Annotated in this window: 15 protein-coding genes; 11 read left to right on the top strand and 4 right to left on the bottom strand. The window is 72.1% G+C overall.

Annotation, left to right across the window (positions count from 1 at the left end; genetic code table 11):
- Positions 1 to 89: 89 nt before the first annotated feature.
- Positions 90 to 443 carry an SsgA family sporulation/cell division regulator gene (locus ACZ5NW_RS30165; RefSeq protein WP_468747124.1) on the top strand — a complete coding sequence of 118 codons (354 nt, stop codon included), beginning with the start codon at positions 90 to 92 and terminating at the stop codon, positions 441 to 443.
- A 29-nt stretch (positions 444 to 472) separates the two neighbouring features.
- On the opposite strand, the gene ACZ5NW_RS30160 is transcribed toward ACZ5NW_RS30165, so the two are convergent.
- The 3 genes from ACZ5NW_RS30160 to ACZ5NW_RS30150 form a co-directional block, all read right to left on the bottom strand.
- Complete coding sequence (locus ACZ5NW_RS30160; RefSeq protein WP_468747123.1) at positions 473 to 2,137, bottom strand: penicillin-binding transpeptidase domain-containing protein; 1,665 nt, start codon at positions 2,135 to 2,137, stop codon at positions 473 to 475.
- A gap of 206 nt (positions 2,138 to 2,343) precedes the next feature.
- Complete coding sequence (locus ACZ5NW_RS30155; RefSeq protein ID WP_468747122.1) at positions 2,344 to 3,975, bottom strand: penicillin-binding transpeptidase domain-containing protein; 1,632 nt, start codon at positions 3,973 to 3,975, stop codon at positions 2,344 to 2,346.
- A gap of 178 nt (positions 3,976 to 4,153) precedes the next feature.
- Entirely contained in the window at positions 4,154 to 5,908 is a 1,755-nt protein-coding gene (locus ACZ5NW_RS30150) for a dolichyl-phosphate-mannose--protein mannosyltransferase (RefSeq protein WP_468747121.1), read from the bottom strand.
- 62 nt (positions 5,909 to 5,970) lie between these two features.
- On the opposite strand from ACZ5NW_RS30150, the gene rsmI reads away from it, so the two are divergent.
- From rsmI to ACZ5NW_RS30120, 6 genes are all read left to right on the top strand, one after another.
- Complete coding sequence (gene rsmI / locus ACZ5NW_RS30145; protein WP_468747120.1) at positions 5,971 to 6,828, top strand: 16S rRNA (cytidine(1402)-2'-O)-methyltransferase; 858 nt, start codon at positions 5,971 to 5,973, stop codon at positions 6,826 to 6,828.
- 305 nt (positions 6,829 to 7,133) lie between these two features.
- Positions 7,134 to 7,574, top strand: a complete 441-nt coding sequence (locus tag ACZ5NW_RS30140) for a hypothetical protein (RefSeq protein ID WP_468747119.1) — start codon at positions 7,134 to 7,136, stop codon at positions 7,572 to 7,574.
- 43 nt (positions 7,575 to 7,617) lie between these two features.
- On the top strand, positions 7,618 to 8,520 hold the full coding sequence (locus ACZ5NW_RS30135) for a TatD family hydrolase (protein ID WP_468747118.1): 903 nt from the start codon (positions 7,618 to 7,620) through the stop codon (positions 8,518 to 8,520).
- 168 nt (positions 8,521 to 8,688) lie between these two features.
- The gene (locus ACZ5NW_RS30130) at positions 8,689 to 10,071 is read left to right on the top strand and encodes a ubiquitin-like domain-containing protein (RefSeq protein ID WP_468747117.1); all 1,383 of its coding nucleotides are present in this window, start codon (positions 8,689 to 8,691) and stop codon (positions 10,069 to 10,071) included.
- Positions 10,072 to 10,420: 349 nt separating this feature from the next.
- The gene (gene rsmA, locus ACZ5NW_RS30125) at positions 10,421 to 11,329 is read left to right on the top strand and encodes a 16S rRNA (adenine(1518)-N(6)/adenine(1519)-N(6))-dimethyltransferase RsmA (protein WP_468747116.1); all 909 of its coding nucleotides are present in this window, start codon (positions 10,421 to 10,423) and stop codon (positions 11,327 to 11,329) included.
- Positions 11,326 to 12,219 carry a 4-(cytidine 5'-diphospho)-2-C-methyl-D-erythritol kinase gene (locus ACZ5NW_RS30120; protein WP_468747115.1) on the top strand — a complete coding sequence of 298 codons (894 nt, stop codon included), beginning with the start codon at positions 11,326 to 11,328 and terminating at the stop codon, positions 12,217 to 12,219. Before rsmA ends, ACZ5NW_RS30120 begins: the two co-directional genes overlap by 4 nt.
- Positions 12,220 to 12,230: 11 nt before the next feature.
- On the opposite strand, the gene ACZ5NW_RS30115 is transcribed toward ACZ5NW_RS30120, so the two are convergent.
- The gene (locus ACZ5NW_RS30115) at positions 12,231 to 12,824 is read right to left on the bottom strand and encodes a Uma2 family endonuclease (RefSeq protein WP_468747114.1); all 594 of its coding nucleotides are present in this window, start codon (positions 12,822 to 12,824) and stop codon (positions 12,231 to 12,233) included.
- Between the two features lie 157 nt (positions 12,825 to 12,981).
- Here ACZ5NW_RS30115 and ACZ5NW_RS30110 point away from each other — a divergent pair, with 157 nt between their 5' ends.
- From ACZ5NW_RS30110 to ACZ5NW_RS30095, 4 genes are all read left to right on the top strand, one after another.
- Positions 12,982 to 14,793: an ABC-F family ATP-binding cassette domain-containing protein gene (locus ACZ5NW_RS30110; protein WP_468747113.1), complete on the top strand. Its 1,812-nt coding sequence runs from the start codon at positions 12,982 to 12,984 to the stop codon at positions 14,791 to 14,793.
- A gap of 297 nt (positions 14,794 to 15,090) precedes the next feature.
- Positions 15,091 to 16,944 carry an outer membrane protein assembly factor BamB family protein gene (locus ACZ5NW_RS30105; RefSeq protein WP_468747112.1) on the top strand — a complete coding sequence of 618 codons (1,854 nt, stop codon included), beginning with the start codon at positions 15,091 to 15,093 and terminating at the stop codon, positions 16,942 to 16,944.
- A gap of 142 nt (positions 16,945 to 17,086) precedes the next feature.
- Positions 17,087 to 19,024, top strand: a complete 1,938-nt coding sequence (locus ACZ5NW_RS30100) for an outer membrane protein assembly factor BamB family protein (RefSeq protein ID WP_468747111.1) — start codon at positions 17,087 to 17,089, stop codon at positions 19,022 to 19,024.
- A 173-nt stretch (positions 19,025 to 19,197) separates the two neighbouring features.
- Positions 19,198 to 19,896: a helix-turn-helix transcriptional regulator gene (locus tag ACZ5NW_RS30095; RefSeq protein WP_468747110.1), complete on the top strand. Its 699-nt coding sequence runs from the start codon at positions 19,198 to 19,200 to the stop codon at positions 19,894 to 19,896.
- The last annotated feature ends 47 nt before the right edge of the window (positions 19,897 to 19,943 follow it).

Here is a 19,943-nt window from a genome sequence, read left to right as displayed (position 1 = left end):
CTGAAGGCATAATCCAGAAAATATGGGACATTGAAAGGGAAGCGGATGCACAGCTTCCGTACAGGTCACTCAGCGTAAGGGGCCGTCCGATGTCCGTAGTCGAGCAGTACGCGCGCGCCCACATCGTCACGGACGAGGACCCGGTCGAGGAGGAACAGTCGGCCGTCCCTGTCGTCCTGAGGTACGACCCGGACGACGACCCGCGCGCGGTGCGGGTCGGACTGCCCGACCGGCACGAGTGGACCTTCTCCCGCGCGCTGCTCGAACAGGGACTGCGCGCCCCCGTCGGCAGCGGAGAGGTCCGGGTGTGGCCGTGCGGGAGGGTGCAGGCCGTCGTGGAGTTCCACTCCGCGGGGGGCGTCTCCGTCGTGCAGTTCGAGACGAAGACGCTCACCCGCTTCCTGCGCCGCACCTACCTGGCCGCGGAACCCGTGCCCCACTGACACCGGTTCGGTGACCCCGGTCCGGCGGCTCAGCCCATCCGCAGCAGCGCGGCCACGATCGGGCCGGCCGTGTCGCCGCCGTGGCCGCCCGCCTGCACGACGCCCGCGGCCGCGAGGTCGCCCCGATAGGCGGTGAACCAGCCGTTCGGCTTCGACTGCCCGTCGACCTCCGCCGAGCCCGTCTTGGCGCCGTAGTCCGGGCCGAGACCCGACATCGCCTCCGCCGCCGTGCCGTGGGCCGCCGTGTAGTTCATCAGCTCCCGCAGCTGGCCCAGCGTGGCCGCGGACATGCTGCGCGAGGCATGGGCCAGCGTGCGGTGGTCGACCTCCGGCGAGACCAGGTAGGGCTGGTGGAAGGTGCCCGACTTGACCGTCGCGGCGACCGACGCCATGTTCAGCGGGTTCATCCGCACCCCGCCCTGACCGATCAGCGAGGCCGCCATCTGGGCCGCCGACTGCACCGGCACCGCGCCGTCGAAGGTGGGCACGCCGACCGCCCAGTTGTTCATCGACAGCCCGAAGACCTGCTGCGCCTGCTTGGTCAGGCTGTCGTTGTCGAGCTTGGGCGCCTGGCTGATGAAGGCCGTGTTGCAGGAGCGCGCGAAGCTCGCCTTGAAGCTGCCGCCCTTGATCTCGAAGTCGTCGTCGTTGTGGAACTTCCACCCGCCGAAGGTGAACGTCTTCGGGCACGGATGGGTCTTGTCCGCCGCCGTCAGGTCCCTCTCGATGAGCAGCGACGAAGTGATGACCTTCATCGTGGAGCCCGGCGCGAGAGAGCCCTGGAAGGCCGTGTTGAAGCCCGGGTTGCTGTTGGCGACCGCGAGGATCTCGCCCGTCGACGCGCGCGTGACGACGACCGACGCGCGCGCCCGGGCCGCCACCAGCCGCTCGGCCTCGGCCTGGATGGTCGGGCTGAGCGTGGTCTTCACCGTGCCCGGCGTGCCCTTGCTGAGCTCCAGCAGGGTCTTGTCGGAGGACTTCTTCGCCTGCGACTCCTTGCCGCGCACGACACGCAGCTCCACGCCCGCCTTGCCGCCGGCCGTCTTGCCGTACTTCTCGCGCAGACCGTCGAGGACGGTGCCCAGCGAGGGGTACTTCTCGGCGGTCAGCTCGCCGCCGTGCTTGTCGAGCGCCCTGATGGGCGGCGTGCCCGACTCGCCGGTCACCAGGGTGTCGCCGTCGGCGAGATCGGGGTGGACGACCGCCGCGTGCCAGTCGACCAGCGGCTTGCCGTCCGCCGCGCGCCGTACGACGGTCAGCGCGCCGGCGTACGCCAGCGGCTTGCTGACGCCCTTGTAGGTCACCGTGCCCTTCACGGAGAACGGCACCTTGTCGCCCGCGCGCGTGCCGGGCGTGAGCGTGACGCCGGTGATGTGGGCGTCCTTGGTGTAGCCGGTGAGCAGGGCGGCGGCGGCCACGGAGTCGTCGGTGACGGCGGCGGCCTGCGCGACCTTGCCCTGCTGCCAGGACGTGAGGAAGGCCGTGGCGGTGCCGGTGACCTCCGTCGCCGACAGGGGGCCCGTCTTGACGTGGGCCTTGTGGTCGGCGGCGGCCGTGCGGTCCTCGGCCGCCGCGCCGCCGCCGTAGAGCGCGTACACGCCGACGGCGGCGCCGACGACGACGGCACCGACCGTCCCGCCGACCACGGCGGGCCTTCTGCTGCGCCGTTCGCCGGCGCGTCTTCTCTTGCCCACTCCTGTGTCCTCCGCGATCCCCAGGGGCCCCCACACGCCCCGTAGCCCTCGTTGCCCTCGCTCACCCCAACGACGGCGACCAGCCTAGGGTCCCGTCCTGTGCGGGTGATGCGGCTGTGACGTCAACCACCCCGAAACCGCCCCGGTGCGGCACGGTCGTGGCACGGTCGTGACCTACGGGAGGCCGACGCCGGGCCCCGCCGGTCTCAGCCGCCGGCCCGCAGCACCGCCGCGACGATCGGGCCGGCCGCGTCGCTGCCGTGACCGGCGTCCTGGGCCATGGCCGCGACGGCGACGTCGTCCCGGTAGCCGGTGAACCAGCTGTTGGACTTCGCCTGACCGTCCACCTCGGCGGAGCCGGTCTTCGCGCCGATGCGGCCGTCCAGCCGGGACATCACGCCCGCCGCCGTGCCGCTGGTCGCGGTGCGGTTCATCATGGCGCGCAGCTGCTGCACGGTGCTCGACGGCAGCCCACGCGCGTGTGCCAGTTCGCGGTCGTCGAGGCCGCGCGGGACGATCACCGGCTGCCGGAAGACGCCCGTCATGGCGGTGGCCGTCACCGACGCCATGTTCAGCGGGCTCATCTGGACCTGGCCCTGGCCGATCAGGGCGGCCGCCATGTCGGGGCCGCCGGTGGCCGGGACCGCGCCGTCGAAGGACGGGATGCCGGTCTTCCAGTTGTTCTGCCCGAGCCCGAAGCGCTCCTGGGCCTCCTGGGTGAGCGATTCGGTCTTCAGGTCGTCGGTGAACTTGATGAAGGCCGTGTTGCAGGAGCGGGCGAAGCTCTCGGAGAGCGTGGCGTGCTCGTTCGGCTTCATGTTCTTCAGGTTGTGGAAGGTCTGGCCCTCCCACAGGGCGTCAGGCGGGCAGGGCGCGGGCCCGGTCGCCGTCGTCAGCTTGTTGTCGATGAGGGTGGCCGCGCTGATGATCTTCATCGTGGAGCCGGGGGCCAGCTTGCCGAGGAAGGCGGCGTTGAAGCCGTCGGCGCGGTGGTTGGCGACGGCGAGCACATCGCCCGAGCCGGCCTGTACGGCCACCACGGACGACTCGGCGTACCGGGCGACCGCCTTCTCGGCCGCCGCCTGCACGGAGGCGCTCAGCGTGGTCCGCAGCCTGCCCGGCCGGCCCTCGGCGAGGGTCAGCAGCGGGGTGGCGGCGGCGCTCGCGTCGGCGTGGCGGATCGCCAGCTCGACGGAGGGTGTGCCGCCCGCCGTGGGGCCGTACTTGGCGCGCAGCTCGTCCAGGATCGGCCCGAGGGAGGGGTACTTGTCCTTCGTCAGGACCTTCCCGGCGCGGTCCACGGCCTCGATCGCCGGGGCGGAGGACTCGCTGGTGACGAGCGTGTCGTCCATGTTCTTCAGCTGGGGGTGGACGATGGACGGCTGCCAGTCCACCAGCGCCTTGCCGGTGGTGACGCCCCGCACCACCGTCAGCCGGCTGCTGTAGGCGAGGGGTTTCGACTTCCCGCCGTACGACACCGTTGCCTTGACCGTGAAAGGCACGCCGGCCCCGGTCGCCGCGCCGGGCGTGATGTGTACGCCGCTGATGTGCGCCTCCTGGCTGTAGGAGGCGAGCAGCGGCCCGGCCTTCTCGGCGTTGTTGGTGTACGACGCGGCGACCGCCGACTCGCCCCGCGCCCAGGCCGCGAGGAACTCGCCGCTGGTGTCCCTCACCTCGTCGGCGCTCGGCGGCCCGGTCCGCACGGCCGCCGGTCCGCTCGACCCCGTACCGTCGTCACCGTTTAACGCGGACAGGATGTTGTAGGCGCCGAATCCGGCGCCGCCCACCATGACGACGAACACCGATCCGACGATCGCCGCCTTGGCTCCCTTGTGCATGTGGTCCTCCCCGTTTCCCCGTGGTCCGCCGGTCGTCCCCGCGATTCTGAACGCGTTCAGAACGACCGGCCGCTCTCGCACTGTATGCGGACCAAGGGGCTCCTGTGGCCCGAGTTTCCGGGAAGGTGTCCGAACGGAGACCGGGCGGAGCCGCTACGCGGTTCGGCCGGGACAGGCCCTAGACCCAGGTGTCCAGCCACATGCGTTGGCGCCATTCGTCGATCGGGATCGCCGTGCCCGTGTACAGGGGCCAGAAGTAGATGAAGTTCCAGGCGATCAGGAGGACCAGGACGCCCGCGCCGGTCGCGCCCGCCACCCGGCGGGTGTCCGTCGAGCCCGGGGGGCCGATGATCGCGCCGAGCATCATCGCCACGGCCAGACACAGGAAGGGCAGGAAGACGACGGCGTAGAAGAGGAAGATCGTGCGCTCCTGGTACAGGAACCACGGCAGATAGCCGGCCGCGATGCCGCAGGCGATCGCGCCCGCGCGCCAGTCGCGGCGGAACGCCCAGCGCCACAGGACGTACAGGATCGCGAAGCAGGCCGCCCACCACAGCAGCGGCGTGCCGATCGCCAGCACCTCCCGCGCGCACTTCTCGCCCGCGTCCGCCGGGCAGCCGTCCGTGCCGGGGGCGGGCGACTCGTAGAAGTACGACACCGGGCGGCCCAGGACGATCCAGCTCCACGGGTTCGACTGGTACGTGTGCGGCGAGGTCAGGTGCGTGTGGAACTCGTACACCTCGTGCTCGTAGTGCCACAGGCTGCGCCACCAGTCGGGGAACAGCCACGTCCAGCTGCCGCCCTTGCCGTCGGTCGCCGCCCAGTTGCGGTAGTAGCCGCCCGAGCCGTCGGACGGCGACAGGATCCAGCCGGTCCACGAGGCGATGTACGTGACCACCGCGACCGGGACCGTCGCGAGGAACGCGAGGCCCAGGTCGTACTTGAGGACGGCCCGGTACGGGTGCCGCGCGCCCGCCACCTTGCGGTTGCCGACGTCCCAGAGCAGCGCCATCACACAGAACGCGGCCATGATGTACAGGCCGTTCCACTTCGTGCCGATGGCCAGGCCGAACATCAGGCCCGCCAGCCAGCGCCACGGGCGCAGGCCCAGACGCAGGGTGTCGCCGACCCCCGGGTCGGGGCGGTGGCGCCCCTCCGCGTCCGGCCGGAGCGCCGCCGCGAGCCGCACGCGCGCGTGGTCGCGGTCGACGACCAGGCAACCGAACGCGGCCAGCACGAAGAACATCAGCACCCCGTCGAGCAGCGAGGTGCGGCTCATCACGAAGGCCAGACCGTCGACCGCCATCAGCGCGCCGGCCAGACAGCCCAGCAGGGTCGAACGGAACAGCCGCCGCCCGATCCGGCACAGCATCAGCACCGACAGCGTGCCGAGCAGCGCCGTCATGAACCGCCAGCCGAACGGATCGAACCCGAAGAGCAGCTCGCCCAGACCGATGACGTACTTGCCGACCGGCGGATGCACCACGTACGCCGCGTCCGACGGGACGGTGAGGTGCCCGCCGCTGCTGAGGACCAGGTCGTTGGCGTTCTTGTCCCAGTTGACCTCGAAACCGCGGTGCACGAGCGCCCACGCGTCCTTGGCGTAGTACGTCTCGTCGAATATCACCGCCTTGGGGCTGCCCAGGTTCCAGAACCGGATCACGCCCGCCAGGAGCGCGACCAGCAGCGGGCCGCCCCAGCCGGACCAGCGGGTGACCCGGTCCGCCCACGCGCGCGGGACGCCGAGCGCGTGCCACAGCCGCGGACTGGGCTCGGCGTACGGCGGCACCAGGCGCTCCCGGACGTCGCCGGCCGCCGGGTCCGCCGTGTATCCGAAACGGCGCAGCCGCTGCTGCCACGGCGTCCGCTCGTCGTGCGGAGCGTGGCCCTGCCGGTGGTCCGTGGAGTCCATGGAGGACGCGGTACTGGTCACCGCGCCATCGTAGGGAACCCATCTGTGTGAGTCCCGTGCCTCGCCCCTGCGAGGATGGAAACGTGACAGTTACGCCCGGAACCCTGGTCCTCGCCGGCACGCCCATCGGTGACGTGTCCGACGCCCCGCCCCGGCTCGCCGAGGAACTCGCCGGCGCGGACGTCGTCGCCGCCGAGGACACGCGCCGGCTGCGCCGCCTCACCCAGGCGCTCGGCGTGACCCCCAAGGGGCGCGTCGTGTCCTACTTCGAGGGCAACGAGTCCGCCCGCACGCCCGAACTCGTCGACGAGCTGCTCGCCGGCGCGCGCGTGCTGCTGGTGACCGACGCGGGGATGCCGTCGGTGTCCGACCCCGGCTACCGGCTGGTCGCCGCGGCCGTCGAGCGGGACGTCCGCGTCACCGCCGTGCCCGGCCCGTCCGCCGTCCTCACCGCGCTCGCCCTGTCCGGGCTGCCCGTCGACCGCTTCTGCTTCGAGGGGTTCCTGCCGCGCAAGGCGGGCGAGCGGCTGTCGCGGCTGCGGGAGGTCGCCGAGGAACCGCGCACCCTCGTCTACTTCGAGGCCCCGCACCGCCTCGACGACACGCTCGCCGCGATGGCCGAGGTGTTCGGTGCCGACCGGCGCGCGGCCGTCTGCCGGGAGCTGACCAAGACGTACGAGGAGGTGCGCCGCGGGCCGCTGCGCGAGCTCGCGGAGTGGGCGGCGGAGGGGGTGCGGGGCGAGATCACCGTGGTCGTCTCCGGCGCGCCCGCGCGGGGGCCGGAGGAACTCGACGCGGAGGAGCTGGTGCGGCGGGTCCGGATCCGGGAGGAGGCCGGGGAGCGGCGCAAGGAGGCGATCGCGGCGGTGGCCGTGGAGGCGGGGGTGCCCAAGCGGGAGGTGTTCGACGCGGTCGTCGCGGCGAAGCGCTCCGCTGGGTGAGGCCAGATTTACGGGGCGCGCCGTTCCGTTCCGGTCCGATGCGGGGTGCGGGTTGCGTTGTGGCCTGTCGCGCGGTTCCCCGCGCCCCCTTCGGGGCGCGGGCGCCCCATGTGGGGGTCAAGGTCCGTCTTGGAATGCAAAGGGTGAAGCCGGGCGGCGGGCCGGTTTGGCAAGGAACGTCCAAATCAGGTCCAACAGTCGACAGGGGCTGATGCGTTCGCGCCGGCCGAGGCGTCCACTGGGTGCAGGGACGCACCCGTCCCTCGTCCCACGGGGCGCTTGTCCAGCGGACAAGAGGAGCTGGCATGAGTGAGATCGCAGGGCAGACCGGCCTGCGCGGCGGCGCGACGGCTGTCGTCAACGAGTCGTACTCCTTCGCGTGCATGCGCTGCGGGCACGGCTGGGAGCAGTCGTACGAGATAGAGCACCACGTCGACGGCGATGGCCAGGAGTTCGTCGTCTACGTGGCGGACGGCCGTATCGTGCCGTCCCCCCTGAGCCGCCCGGCCTGCCAGAACTGCGACGGCCACATCGTGCGCATCATGCGCGCCGGTCAGGTGTCGTCGGTGCTCGGCGCGTCCCGCAAGCCGCACCGCGTGCCCGCCGCGGGACCGGTGGAGGTGCCCGAGGTGGCCGGTGCCGCCGGTGACGCCGGCACGGGTGACGTGCGGGACGCGGAGTCCGGGCAGCAGCATCACTGGCACCTGTCCGATCTCCTGCACCCCTTCCAGCGCCGGGCGAGCTGACCGCGCGACGGGGCCGGGCATGCCCCTTCCGTAGGATCGGGGCATGTCCTCGAACGCCGACAAGAGCGCCGACAAGAACGCCGAGAAGAACGCGGCACCGCCGCTCCCGGAGCCCCTCCGGGTGCCCGTCGCCGACTCGCACACCCACCTCGACATGCAGTCCGGCACGGTGGAGGAGGGCCTCGCCAAGGCCGCGTCGGTCGGCGTGACGACGGTCGTGCAGGTCGGCTGCGACGTCCGCGGCTCGCGATGGGCGGCCGAGACGGCGGCGGCGTACGACAGCGTCCACGCGGCCGTCGCCCTCCACCCCAACGAGGCCCCGCGCATCGTGCACGGCGACCCCGACGGCTGGTCCCGGCAGGGCGCGCGTGAACCGGGGGGCGCGACGGCGCTCGACGAGGCGCTCGCCGAGATCGACCGCCTGGCCGCGCTCCCCCAGGTGAAGGGCGTCGGCGAGACGGGACTGGACTACTTCCGCACCGGCCCCGAGGGCAAGGAGGCGCAGGAGGCCTCCTTCCGCGCCCACATCGAGATCGCCAAGCGGCACGGCAAGGCCCTCGTCATCCACGACCGCGACGCCCACGCCGACGTGCTGCGCGTCCTGAAGGAGGAGGGCGCGCCCGAGCGCACCGTCTTCCACTGCTACTCCGGCGACGCCGAGATGGCGGAGATCTGCGCCCGCGCCGGATACTTCATGTCCTTCGCCGGCAACGTCACCTTCAAGAACGCCCAGAACCTGCGGGACGCGGTGGCCGTCGCGCCGCTGGAGCTGCTGCTGGTGGAGACCGACGCGCCCTTCCTGACCCCGGCGCCGTACCGCGGACGGCCCAACGCCCCCTATCTCGTTCCGATCACGGTGCGGGCCATGGCCGCCGTGCGCGGCGTCGACGAGGACACGCTGGCGACGGCGCTGGGCGCCAACACGGCCCGCGCGTTCGGCTACTGACAGTATGCCTTTCGTAACCGTCCGATAACGCTCACCAAGGGTTCGCCTGGGCCCGATCGCGACCGTGCGTAGCCGCGTCGCTTGGGAGAGTCACCGCCGACCCGCTAGGTTCTGGGGGCCCGATCCGGGCCCACCTCTGGACCCACCGGACCCCTGGAGCGTGTCGGCGTGAGCAACTCCCCCTACGCGCGCAACGCGCACTACGCCCACCACCCGGTACACGAGCCCTACGACCCGCCCGGCGCCGCCGTCAGCGCCGGCGCCGACCTGCACAGCGCGGAGACGGTCGCCTACGGGGCGTACGTGGACACCTATCGCCCCGCTTACGAGTCGCCCGCGCCGGTGCTTCCGCGTCAGGCGGGGAGCGCGGCGGGGGAGGGGGCGCCCGAAGGTGGTGTGCGCGCCGGTGTGGGGAGGCGGGGTGCGCGCCGGCGGAAGGTGCGGTACGCCGAGCGCTCCGACTCCACCGTGCGCCGGCTGCTGCCCCAGGCGCTGGTCGTCGCCTTCCTGGCCGGCGGGACGACCGCCTTCGTCGCCAAGGACAAGGCGATCGAGCTGACCGTCGACGGCTCGCCGCGCACGCTGCACACCTTCGCGGACGACGTGACGGAGCTGCTCGCGGAGGAGGGCGTGCGGGTGGGGGCGCACGACGTGGTGACGCCCGCCCCCGGTACGGATCTCAGCAGCGGCGACGAGGTCGCCGTGCGCTACGGGCGGCCCGTGCGGCTCACGCTGGACGGGCAGCGGCACGAGCTGTGGACGACGGCCGACACGGTGGAGGGGGCGCTCAGGGAGCTCGGGGTGCGCGCGGAGGGCGCGTATGTGTCCACGTTGCGCTCCCGGCGCATCGGACGGGAGGGGCTCGCGCTGGACGTGCGCACCGAGCGCTCCGTGACGATCATGGCCGACGGGCACGCCCGCACCGTCCGCACCAACGCGGCGACCGTGCGCGAGGCGGTCGAGGAGGCCGGGATCACGCTGCACGGCCAGGACACCACCTCGGTGGCGCCGGACAGTTTCCCCCGGGACGGGCAGACGGTCACCGTGCTGCGGATCACCGGCACCAAGGAGGTGCGCGAGGAGCCGATCGCCTTCGAGGTGCGGCGCACCGAGGACCCGTCGCTGTTCAAGGGCACGGAGGTCGTGGAGCGGGCCGGGCAGCCGGGGCTCAGACGGGTGACCTACGCGCTGCGGACCGTCAACGGTGTCAAGCAGCGGCCCCGGCGGGTGCGGACGGAGATCGTGCGCGAGCCGCGCGCGCAGGTGGTGAAGGTGGGCACCAAGCCGCTGCCGAGGTCCGTGGGAGGCGCCGATCACCTCGACTGGCACGGGCTCGCGACGTGCGAGTCCGGCGGGCGGCCGAACGCGGTCGACGCGTCGGGGACGTACGGCGGGCTGTACCAGTTCGACACGCGCACGTGGCACAGCCTCGGGGGCAGCGGACGCCCGCAGGACGCTCCGGCGGCCGAGCAGACGTACCGCGCGAAGAAGCTCTACCTGCGGCGCGGCGCGAGCCCCTGGCCGCACTGCGGGGCCCGGCTGCATGGCTGAGGGGCGGCGGCGGATGGCTGGGGGCGGCGGCGGATGGCTGGGGCCCGGCGGCGGATGGCTGGGGCCGGCCGCAGGGCTGAGGCCTGGCGGGTGGCTGAGGTGCGGCACGGTTGAGGTCGGTGGGCGGCTGAGGGTCGGCGGACACCTGAGGTCGGCGGGTGGCTGAGGGGCGGCGCGGTTGAGGTCGGCGGACGGCTGAGGGCGGCACGGCTGCGGGTCGGCGGCCCGGGACCGACGGCGGCCGCCGGCAGCCGTCGGTCCCGGGGATCACGGTCCTGTGGTGTCCGTTCCCCCGGCGGCCCGGGCCGTGATGTCCGGGGCTGTCGGTGGGTCCCCGTAGTCTTGTCCCGTGAGCAGCAGCCCCACCCCCGACGCCCTCCTGGGCCCCGCCGACATCCGTGAGCTGGCGGCGGCCCTCGGTGTGCGTCCCACCAAGCAGCGCGGCCAGAACTTCGTGATCGACGCGAACACGGTCCGCCGTATCGTCCGGACCGCGGACATCCGGCCCGAGGACGTGGTCGTGGAGGTCGGGCCGGGGCTCGGCTCCCTCACGCTCGCGCTGCTGGAGGTCGCCGACCGGGTCACGGCCGTCGAGATCGACGACGTGCTGGCCGCCGCGCTGCCCACCACGATCGCCGCGCGGATGCCGCACAAGGCGGACCGTTTCGCGCTGGTGCACTCCGACGCGATGCACGTCGACGAGCTGCCGGGCCCGCCCCCGACGGCCCTGGTCGCGAACCTGCCGTACAACGTGGCGGTGCCGGTCCTGCTGCACATGCTGGAGACCTTCCCGAGCATCGAGCGGACGCTGGTGATGGTGCAGTCCGAGGTCGCCGACCGCCTGGCCGCCTCGCCCGGCAACAAGGTGTACGGCGTGCCCTCGGTGAAGGCGAACTGGTACGCCGAGGTCAAGCGCGCGGGCGCCATCGGCCGCAACGTCTTCTGGCCGGCGCCGAACGTGGACAGCGGGCTCGTCTCGCTGGTCCGCCGCAGCGAGCCGATCAAGACCACCGCCTCCCGGAGGGAGGTGTTCGCCGTCATCGACGCGGCGTTCGCGCAGCGGCGCAAGACGCTCAGGGCGGCGCTCGCCGGATGGGCGGGCTCCGCCGCGGCCGCCGAGGCGGCCCTCGTCGCCGCCGGGGTGTCCCCGCAGGCGCGCGGAGAGGCCCTCACCGTCGAGGAGTTCGCCCGCATCGCCGAGGCCGGGTCACAGCGGGAGACGACCCCCGCACCCCCGAGGGAGGAGTCCGGCAAGTGAGCGTCACGGTGCGCGTGCCCGCCAAGGTCAACGTCCAGCTCGCCGTGGGTGCGGCCCGCGCGGACGGCTTCCACGACCTGGCGAACGTCTTCCTCGCGGTCGGCCTGTACGACGAGGTCACGGTCACCCCGGCCGACGAGCTCCGCGTCACCTGCGAGGGCCCGGACGCCGCCCAGGTCCCCTTGGACCGCAGCAACCTGGCCGCGCGCGCGGCGATCGCCCTCGCCGAGCGGTACGGGCGCACGCCCGATGTGCACCTCCACATCGCCAAGGACATCCCCGTCGCCGGCGGCATGGCGGGCGGCAGCGCGGACGGCGCGGGCGCGCTGCTGGCGTGCGACGCGTTGTGGGGCACGGGCGCGTCCCGGGGCGAACTGCTCGACATCTGCGCCGAGCTGGGCAGCGACGTGCCGTTCAGTCTCGTGGGCGGGGCCGCGCTCGGTACGGGGCGGGGTGAGAAGCTGACCGCCCTGGAGGTCGGCGGGACCTTCCACTGGGTGTTCGCGATGGCCGCGCGCGGGCTGTCGACGCCGGCCGTCTTCCGTGAGTTCGATCGGCTCGCCGAGGGGCGGGACATTCCGGAGCCGGTGCCATCGCCGGACCTGCTGGAGGCGCTCGCCAAGGGCGATCCCGAGGCCCTGGCGGCGGCCGTCTCCAACGACCTCCAGCCCGCCGCGCTCTCCCTCTTCCCGGAGCTTGCCGAGACGCTGAACGCGGGGCGTACGGCGGGGGCGCTCACGGCACTTGTCTCCGGCTCGGGCCCGACCACCGCCTTCCTCGCGCGGGACGCGGCGTCGGCGGAGAAGGTGGCGGCGGCGCTGCGGGCGTCGGGCACGTGCCGGAGCGTGCGGGTGGCGGCGGGGCCGGTGGCGGGGGCGACGGTTCTCTGACCTGGAGTGGCTCAGAGTTCGTCGATGGCGGTCAGGTCGATGTCGATGTCGTACGGCGCTGAGACCTTGATGCAGTCCCGGTGCATGCCCATGTGCACGTACGCCTTGGTGAGCGGGTCGAGTTCATAGGTGTGGATGAGCGGGCCGCCGTTGGCTCCGTCGCGTTCGACGCGCCAGAAATTGGGAATGCCCGCGGCGGCGTACTTGTGGGGCTTGGTCGTGCGGTCCCGGGACTCCGATTCCGGGGACACTACCTCCACGGCTAGCAGCACGTCCCGCGCCTGGTAGCTCGTCTGGTCCGGGCCGTTGACCGCATCGGCCAGGACCACGCTCACATCGGGTTCCGGGGCATTGCGCCGGTCGAGGACGACGGTCATTTCCCGCCTCACCCTGAACTTCTTCGGCACGCTTTGCCGGAGGCCGCTGACCAGCAGGTCGATCACGTCTGCGTGGAAGTTGCGTTGCGGACTCACGATGATGAGGCTCCCGTCGATGAGCTCGGTGTGCGGCGGGAGATCGGGCAGTGTGAACAGGTCGTCCACGGTGTAGCCGTCCTTGGGCGGCACGTGCCAGTGGCTGTGCTGCGACACGGACTCGGCGGTCATGGTTCCTCCCATGGACGGGATCCTGCTGCCTGCCCCCCACGGTAACCGCCGCGTCCCGATCACGTCATCACAAAGAGTGACAACCCCCTCGCGCCCCGCCTCCACCCCCGCAGGGCCTACGCTTGAAGGCTGATCCACCCCCGCGCACAGGAGTGAAATGGCCGTCAACCTGGTCAATGTCGAGAACGTCAGCAAGGTGTACGGCACCCGTGCGCTCCTTGACGGTGTCTCGCTCGGGGTGTCCGAGGGGGACCGGATCGGTGTCGTCGGACGCAACGGCGACGGCAAGACCACGCTGATCCGGATGCTCGCCAAGCTGGAGGAGGCCGACAGCGGGCGCGTCACGCACTCCGGCGGCCTGCGGATGGGCGTGCTGACGCAGCACGACTCCCTCGACCCGGCCGCGACCGTGCGGCACGAGGTCATCCGCGACCTCGCCGACCACGAGTGGGCGGGCAACGCCAAGATCCGCGACGTGCTGACCGGGCTGTTCGGCGGGCTCGACCTGCCCGGCTTCCCCAAGGGGCTCGACACCGTCATCGGACCGCTGTCCGGCGGCGAGCGGCGCCGTATCGCGCTCGCCAAGCTGCTCATCGAGGAGCAGGACCTCATCGTCCTCGACGAGCCGACCAACCACCTCGACGTCGAGGGCATCGCCTGGCTCGCCCGCCACCTGCGGGAGCGGCGCTCCGCGCTCGTGTGCGTGACGCACGACCGGTGGTTCCTCGACCAGGTCTGCACGCGCATGTGGGACGTGCAGCGCGGTGCCGTCCACGAGTACGAGGGCGGCTACTCCGACTACGTCTTCGCGCGGGCCGAGCGGGAGCGGATCGCCGCGACCGAGGAGACCAAGCGGCAGAACCTCGTCCGCAAGGAGCTGGCCTGGCTGCGGCGCGGGGCGCCCGCGCGCACGTCCAAGCCGCGGTTCCGGGTCGAGGCGGCCAACGAGCTCATCAAGGACGTGCCGCCGCCCCGGGACAGCAGCGAGCTGATGAAGTTCGCGTCCTCCCGGCTCGGCAGGACCGTCTTCGACCTGGAGGACATCACCGTCCAGGCCGGCCCCAAGGTCCTGCTGAAGCACGTCACCTGGCATCTCGGCCCCGGCGACCGCATCGGCCTCGTCGGCGTCAACGGCGCCGGCAAGACCTCGCTCCTGCGGGCCATGGCCGAGGCCGCGCGCACCGAGGGCGAGACCCAGCCCGTCGGCGGGCGCGTCGTCGTCGGCAAGACCGTCAAGCTGGCCTACCTCTCGCAGGAGGTCGCCGAACTCGACCCCACCTGGCGGGTGCTGGAGGCCGTGCAGCGCGTGCGGGAGCGCGTCGACCTCGGCAAGGGGCGCGAGATGACCGCCGGTCAGCTGTGCGAGACGTTCGGCTTCAACAAGGAGAAGCAGTGGACGCCGGTCGGGGACCTGTCCGGCGGTGAGCGGCGTCGCCTCCAGCTGCTGCGGTTGCTGATGGACGAGCCCAACGTGCTCTTCCTCGACGAGCCCACCAACGACCTCGACATCGAGACCCTCACCCAGCTGGAGGACGTCCTCGACGGCTGGCCCGGCTCGATGATCGTCATCTCCCACGACCGGTTCTTCGTCGAGCGGACCACCGACCGCGTGTACGCCCTCCTCGGCGACGGCACCATGCGGATGCTGCCGCGCGGTATCGACGAGTACCTGGAGCGGCGGCAGCGCATGGAGGAGGCCGCGGCGGCCTCGGCTCCGGCGGCGGTGAAGCCGGCGGCGGAGAAGGGTGAGAAGAGCGCCGCCGACCAGCGCGCCGCCAAGAAGGAACTCCAGCGGATCGAGCGCCAGTTGGACCGTATCTCCGAGAAGGAGACCAAGCTGCACGACCGGATCGCCGAGAACGCCACCGACTTCGCGAAGGTCGCGGAACTCGACGCCGAGCTGCGTGGGTTGGCCGGGGAGCGGGAGGAACTGGAGATGCGGTGGCTGGAATTGGCCGAGGAGGCGTAGGCACCCGTTCGTCCGCGGGTTTGAGGATGGCTTGCGCGCCCCTCTCCACGCACCCTCTCTTCGTCGGTGCGCGGGGGAGGGGCGTGCGGTGTGTGAAGGGGGCGTGGAGGCGCGTAACGGGGGTATCACGGGGCGGTTTTCCCTTGGGTACAGGGGCAGATCCGGGCCCGTGCGGTGTCGGTGCCGGGTGATAGAAAGAGCCGTCTGACAACTGTTGAGAACTGTCTGTAGACGACTCCGGTCCCACACGAACCTCAGGGTGTGGCTAAAAATCAGTGAACGAGGGGGAAGACGCTGATGACTCAGCCGCCCAACCAGCCGCCGCAGCAAGGCGGTTTCGGAGCACCGCAGCATCAGCCGCCCCAGGACCAGCCGCAACAGCCCGCCGCCGGCGGCTTCGGCGCGCCCGAGATGCCGGCCCAGCCGCCTCAGGCACCGCCCGCGCCCGGCTACGGCTATCCGCAGCAGCCCGGCGCGCCCGCCGCCTCCGGGCCGTACGCCCCGCCCCAGCAGCCCGGTGCGCCCGCCGCCCCGGGCCCGTACGGGCAACCGCAGCAGCCCGGCCCGTACGGTGCCCCCGCCGCGCCCGGTCCCTACGGCGCGCCCTACGGACAGCCCCAGCAGCCCGGCCCGTACGGACAGCAGCCCGGCTACGGCTATCCGCCACAGGCCCAGTTCCCGGGGGCACCCGGGGCCGCGCCGGGCGCGGGCTCGCGCAGTCCCTTCAAGGGCAGGACCGCCGTGCTCATCGGGGCCGCCGTGGCCGCCCTGCTCGTCGTCGGCGGTGTCGTGTTCGCCGTGACGAGCGGCGGAAGCGACGACGACAAGAAGCCGGTCGCGGAGAAGAGCGACGACGACAAGGCGTCCGCCTCCGACGCCCCGGTCAACCCCGGTGACGGCAGCGGCGACGGCGGCGACGACCCGGAGAACTTCAACGAGGGCCGCAAGGCCGGCGAGGCGAAGGTGCTCTGGTACAAGGAGGCGCCCGACGCCCCCGGTTCCGGCGCCGACGCGCCCGGCATGTGGATCACCGACAAGGCGGCGGTGAAGGCCGCCTACAAGGAGCTGGTCGCCTACAACGTCGGCGACGGCAGGCCGACCTGGCCCGCCATCACCTTCCCCTACGAGATCTGCGCGGTCACTCCACAGAAGACGGCCGACGACAAGATCGTCGTCGCGTACATGAGCGGTGTCAGCGAGCGCGCCACGTGCAACCAGCTCCAGCAGGTCGACCTCGCCACCGGCGCGAAGGGCTGGACGGCTAAGGTCGCGGACGGCGAGCTGTTCGACAGCACGTCCGACATCGAGCTGGCGGTCACGGGCAACACGCTGATGGTGGGCCGCTCGCAGTCGGGGACGGCGTACGACGTGCGCACGGGCAAGAAGCTGTACGACAAGAAGCGGTACGGCGACGCCTGCTTCCCCAGCGCCTTCGCGGGCGGTTCGCGGCTGATCGCGGTGTCGTCCTGCGACGCGACCGGTGCGAACGAGCACGACGAGATGCAGGAGCTGGACCCGGCGACCGGCAAGGTCAAGTGGACCTGGGCGGTCGACAAGGGCTGGGAGATCGAGAAGACCTTCTCCGTCGACCCGCTGGTCGTCTACAGCACCAACGACGACAAGAACACCTGGAACATCTCCACGCTCACTCCCACCGGCACGATCCGCTCCCAGGTCCATGTGAACGAGAAGTTCGCCCCGGACTGCGGCGGCCTCGGATCGTTCCTGCACCGCGATCTGACGGGCTGTCTGGGTGTCGCGGCGGACGCCAACACCCTGTATCTGCCGACCGACGCGAGCAGCGGGCCCAATGAGGTCGTGGCGATCGACCTCGCCTCCGGCAAGGAGAAGTGGCGCGTGAAGTCCCCCGCCGACGAGTCGATGCTGCCGGTGAGGGTCGAGGGCGGGAACCTCGTGGCGTACGTCGAGCCGTCGTACGACGCCGCAGGCCAGGTGGTGTCCGTGCCGACGGCGGGCACCGCGCACACGCCGGCCAAGCTGCTGCAACTGCCCGCGAGCACGCTCAAGATCGAGGGCGGTTTCTACAGCCGGGACCTCGCCTGGGTCGACAGCCGCTTCTACATCTCCAGCACGCAACTGGACGGCGGGGACGAGGCGAAGGAGAAGCTGATGCTCGCCTACGGCAAGTGAGGCACGCTGCCGGCACCGACGCCCGTGCCCGAGCCGACGCCCGCGCCGACGCTCGAGCCGACGTCCGAGCTGGCGCTGGCGCCCGCGCCCCCCAACCCCGTCCCCGCCCCGTTCTTCCGAGCTTTTCCGAGGTACCCACGCCATGAGCACCCCGCCGCCTCCGCCGCCCCACCAGCCCCCGCAGGGACCGGGCCTCGGCACGCCGTCTCAGGACCAGGTGCCGCAGCAGCCGCCCGGCTTCGGCGCGCCCCAGCCGCCGCAGACCCCGCCGCCGGCGGCCCCTGCGCCCACCCCGCCCCAGGCTCCTCCGGCGGCCCCGCCCGCCCCCGCCGACAACCCCCACTTCGCCAAGGCCCCGGAGCCGGGCTACGGCTACCCCGGCGCCCCCCAGCAGCCCGCCCAGCCCAGCCCGTACGCCCAGCCGCCGCAGCAGCCTCAGCCGCAGCAGGCGCCCCAGCAGCCCAACCCCTACGGCGGTCAGCCCGCCTACGGCTACCCGGCCCCCGCCCCGGCCGCCCAACCGGGCCAGCCGGGATACGGCTATCCGGCCCAGCCGGCCCAGCCGGCCTACGGCTACCCGGGCCAGCCCACCGTCCCCCTCCAGGCGCAGCCCGCCGCCCCGGCCGGTGGCCGCGGTGGTCTGAACGCCCAGATCCTCATCATCGTCGCGGCCGTGGTTGCGATCGCGCTGATCGTCGGCGGCGGCATCTGGTACTCCCAGTCGTCCGGCGACGAGAGCGGCAAGAAGGGCACCAGCTCCGGCGGCACCACCGGCGGTCAGGACGGCAAGGACGGCAAGGACGGCGGCACCGCGGCCGGTTCCGAGAAGGTGCCCGCCGACCCGACCTCCAAGGCCCTCTTCCAGCTGCCGATGCCCGCCGTCGCCAAGGACGACAGCGTGGCCGTCGACGGCTCCTGGATGACGGACAAGGCGTATGTGAAGAGCGGCGTCGCCGAGGTCTCCGGCTACAACCGCGACACCGGCGCCAAGCTGTGGACGATCAAGCTGCCCGGCCCGGTGTGCGAGGCGACACCGCACCTCACCAAGGACTACCGGACCGCGATCGTCTTCCAGCCGGCGATGCCCGCCAAGAACTCCACGGCCGGATGCAGCCAGGTCGCGGGGCTCGACCTCGCCGCCGGCAAGCAGCTGTGGACCAAGACGGTCAACACCGGTGACCAGCCGATCGATTTCGACAACATCACGGTCAGCGCGAACACCGTCGCGGTCGGCAGCAGCGACGGCGGCGCGGCCTTCGACATCGCCTCCGGCAAGGTCCTGTGGTCCCCGAAGACGTCCGACACCTGCCACGACGCCGGGTACGGCGGCGGCGCGAAGCTGGTCGCGGTGCGCAAGTGCGGCAGCTACGACGCGCAGCAGCTGCACATCCAGACCATCGACCCGGTCTCCGGGAAGGTGCTCTCCGAGTACAAGATGACCCAGGACATCGAGTACGCGAGCGTCGTGTCCACCGACCCGCTGGTGGTGGCCGCCGACGTCGGCGACAGCGCCGGTGACGGCAGCGGTATCTCGGACTTCTTCTCCATCGACAACAAGACGGGCCAGTTGCGCACGCGCATCTCGGCGCCGGGCGACGCGTACGCGGCCGACTGCGACGGCATCACCCACGTCGAGGACTGCACCGGCATCGCCGTCGGCAACGACCGGCTGTACCTGCCGACCGAGGAGCACGACTCCTCCGGCGGCCACGGCTCCAGCAACGAGGTCGTCGCCTTCGACCTCGCCACCGGCAAGCAGACCGGCCAGCGCGCCGACGCGGGCGACGGCTACACCATCACCCCGCTGCGCATGGACGGCGGCAACGTGATCGCGTACAAGGAGCCGCCGTACGACAAGGGCGGGCAGATCGTCAGCATCGACGGCGGCTCGTTCAAGGAGACCGTGCTGCTGGAGAACCCGGCGACGGACGCGGTGTCGGACCTGGAGCAGGAGTTCTCGCCCGAGTACTCCGAGATCCTCTTCTCCCAGGGGCGGCTGTACATGGCCGACGTGTACGCCGACGGTCCGCGCGGCGCCGGTGACAAGAAGTATCTGGCGATCGCCTTCGGCACGAGTTGATCACCCGCACCCCCTCGAAACGATCACACAGAACCTCTCGAATGCGAGGAATGCCAAAAAGTCCGTCGATCCGGGGCACTTCTCACCAGTAGGGGGAGCGCAACGTCGAACAAGCGTGTAGCTTCCGGGGTCATCCGTGGTGGGCATCCATGGGGGGACTGGGGGGTTGCTCGATGGGAGTTCGGCTCATGGTGGTCGACGACCACCGATTGCTCGCCGAGGCGCTGGCCTCGGCCCTGAAGCTGCGCGGGCACCGGGTGCTCGCCGCGGCGGCGCCCGCCGCGGGCGCCGCCGAGCTGGTGATCACCAGGGCGCCCGAGGTGTGCCTGCTGGGGACGGCGACACCGGCCGAGCCGGGGATCTTCGACCCGGTGGTGCGCATCAAGCGGGAGCGTCCGCAGGTGGCGGTCCTGGTGCTGGGCCCGGTGCCGTCCCCGCGCGGCATCGCGGCGGCCTTCGCGGCCGGGGCGTCCGGTTACGTACGGCATGACGAGCGCATCGAGGGAGTCGAGCGGGCGATCATGAAGGCGCGTGCGGGGGAGGCGGCGGTGGCGCCGCAGCTGCTCCAGGGCGCCTTCAGCGAGTTGCTCAACCCCGTCGCCCAGCCCGACGACGAGGGCCAGCGGCTGCTGCAGATGCTCACCCCGCGCGAGGTCGAGGTCCTGGTCCGGGTCGCCGACGGCGAGGACACCCGGCTGATCGCGGCCGGCATGGGCATCGCCCCCTCCACGGCCCGCACCCACGTCCAGCGCGTCCTGATGAAGCTGGGCGTCGGCTCCCGCCTGGAGGCGGCGGCCCTCGCGGCCCGGACGGGCCTGCTGGACCGCGCCGGCGCCTTCCCCCACGCGGCCCCCCGGCCCTCGGACGTCTGAACGCACGGCGAAGGGGCCGGAGTTCCGTGGAACTCCGGCCCCTTCAG

Source organism: Streptomyces sp. NPDC032126 (assembly GCF_055580085.1).
The sequence above is the reverse complement of the archived record's forward strand: the minus strand, read 5'-3'. Positions and strand labels throughout refer to the sequence as shown.

What these genes read in the sequence shown, in the direction of transcription:
- ACZ5NW_RS30100 (WP_468747111.1), top strand. Translation starts at nt 17,087, where the DNA reads ATGAGCACCCCGCCGCCTCCGCCGCCCCACCAGCCCCCGCAGGGACCG.
- ACZ5NW_RS30105 (WP_468747112.1), top strand. Translation starts at nt 15,091, where the DNA reads ATGACTCAGCCGCCCAACCAGCCGCCGCAGCAAGGCGGTTTCGGAGCA.
- ACZ5NW_RS30155 (WP_468747122.1), bottom strand. Translation starts at nt 3,975, where the DNA reads ATGCACAAGGGAGCCAAGGCGGCGATCGTCGGATCGGTGTTCGTCGTC.
- ACZ5NW_RS30165 (WP_468747124.1), top strand. Translation starts at nt 90, where the DNA reads ATGTCCGTAGTCGAGCAGTACGCGCGCGCCCACATCGTCACGGACGAG.
- ACZ5NW_RS30115 (WP_468747114.1), bottom strand. Translation starts at nt 12,824, where the DNA reads ATGACCGCCGAGTCCGTGTCGCAGCACAGCCACTGGCACGTGCCGCCC.
- ACZ5NW_RS30140 (WP_468747119.1), top strand. Translation starts at nt 7,134, where the DNA reads ATGAGTGAGATCGCAGGGCAGACCGGCCTGCGCGGCGGCGCGACGGCT.
- ACZ5NW_RS30110 (WP_468747113.1), top strand. Translation starts at nt 12,982, where the DNA reads ATGGCCGTCAACCTGGTCAATGTCGAGAACGTCAGCAAGGTGTACGGC.
- ACZ5NW_RS30135 (WP_468747118.1), top strand. Translation starts at nt 7,618, where the DNA reads ATGTCCTCGAACGCCGACAAGAGCGCCGACAAGAACGCCGAGAAGAAC.
- ACZ5NW_RS30095 (WP_468747110.1), top strand. Translation starts at nt 19,198, where the DNA reads ATGGGAGTTCGGCTCATGGTGGTCGACGACCACCGATTGCTCGCCGAG.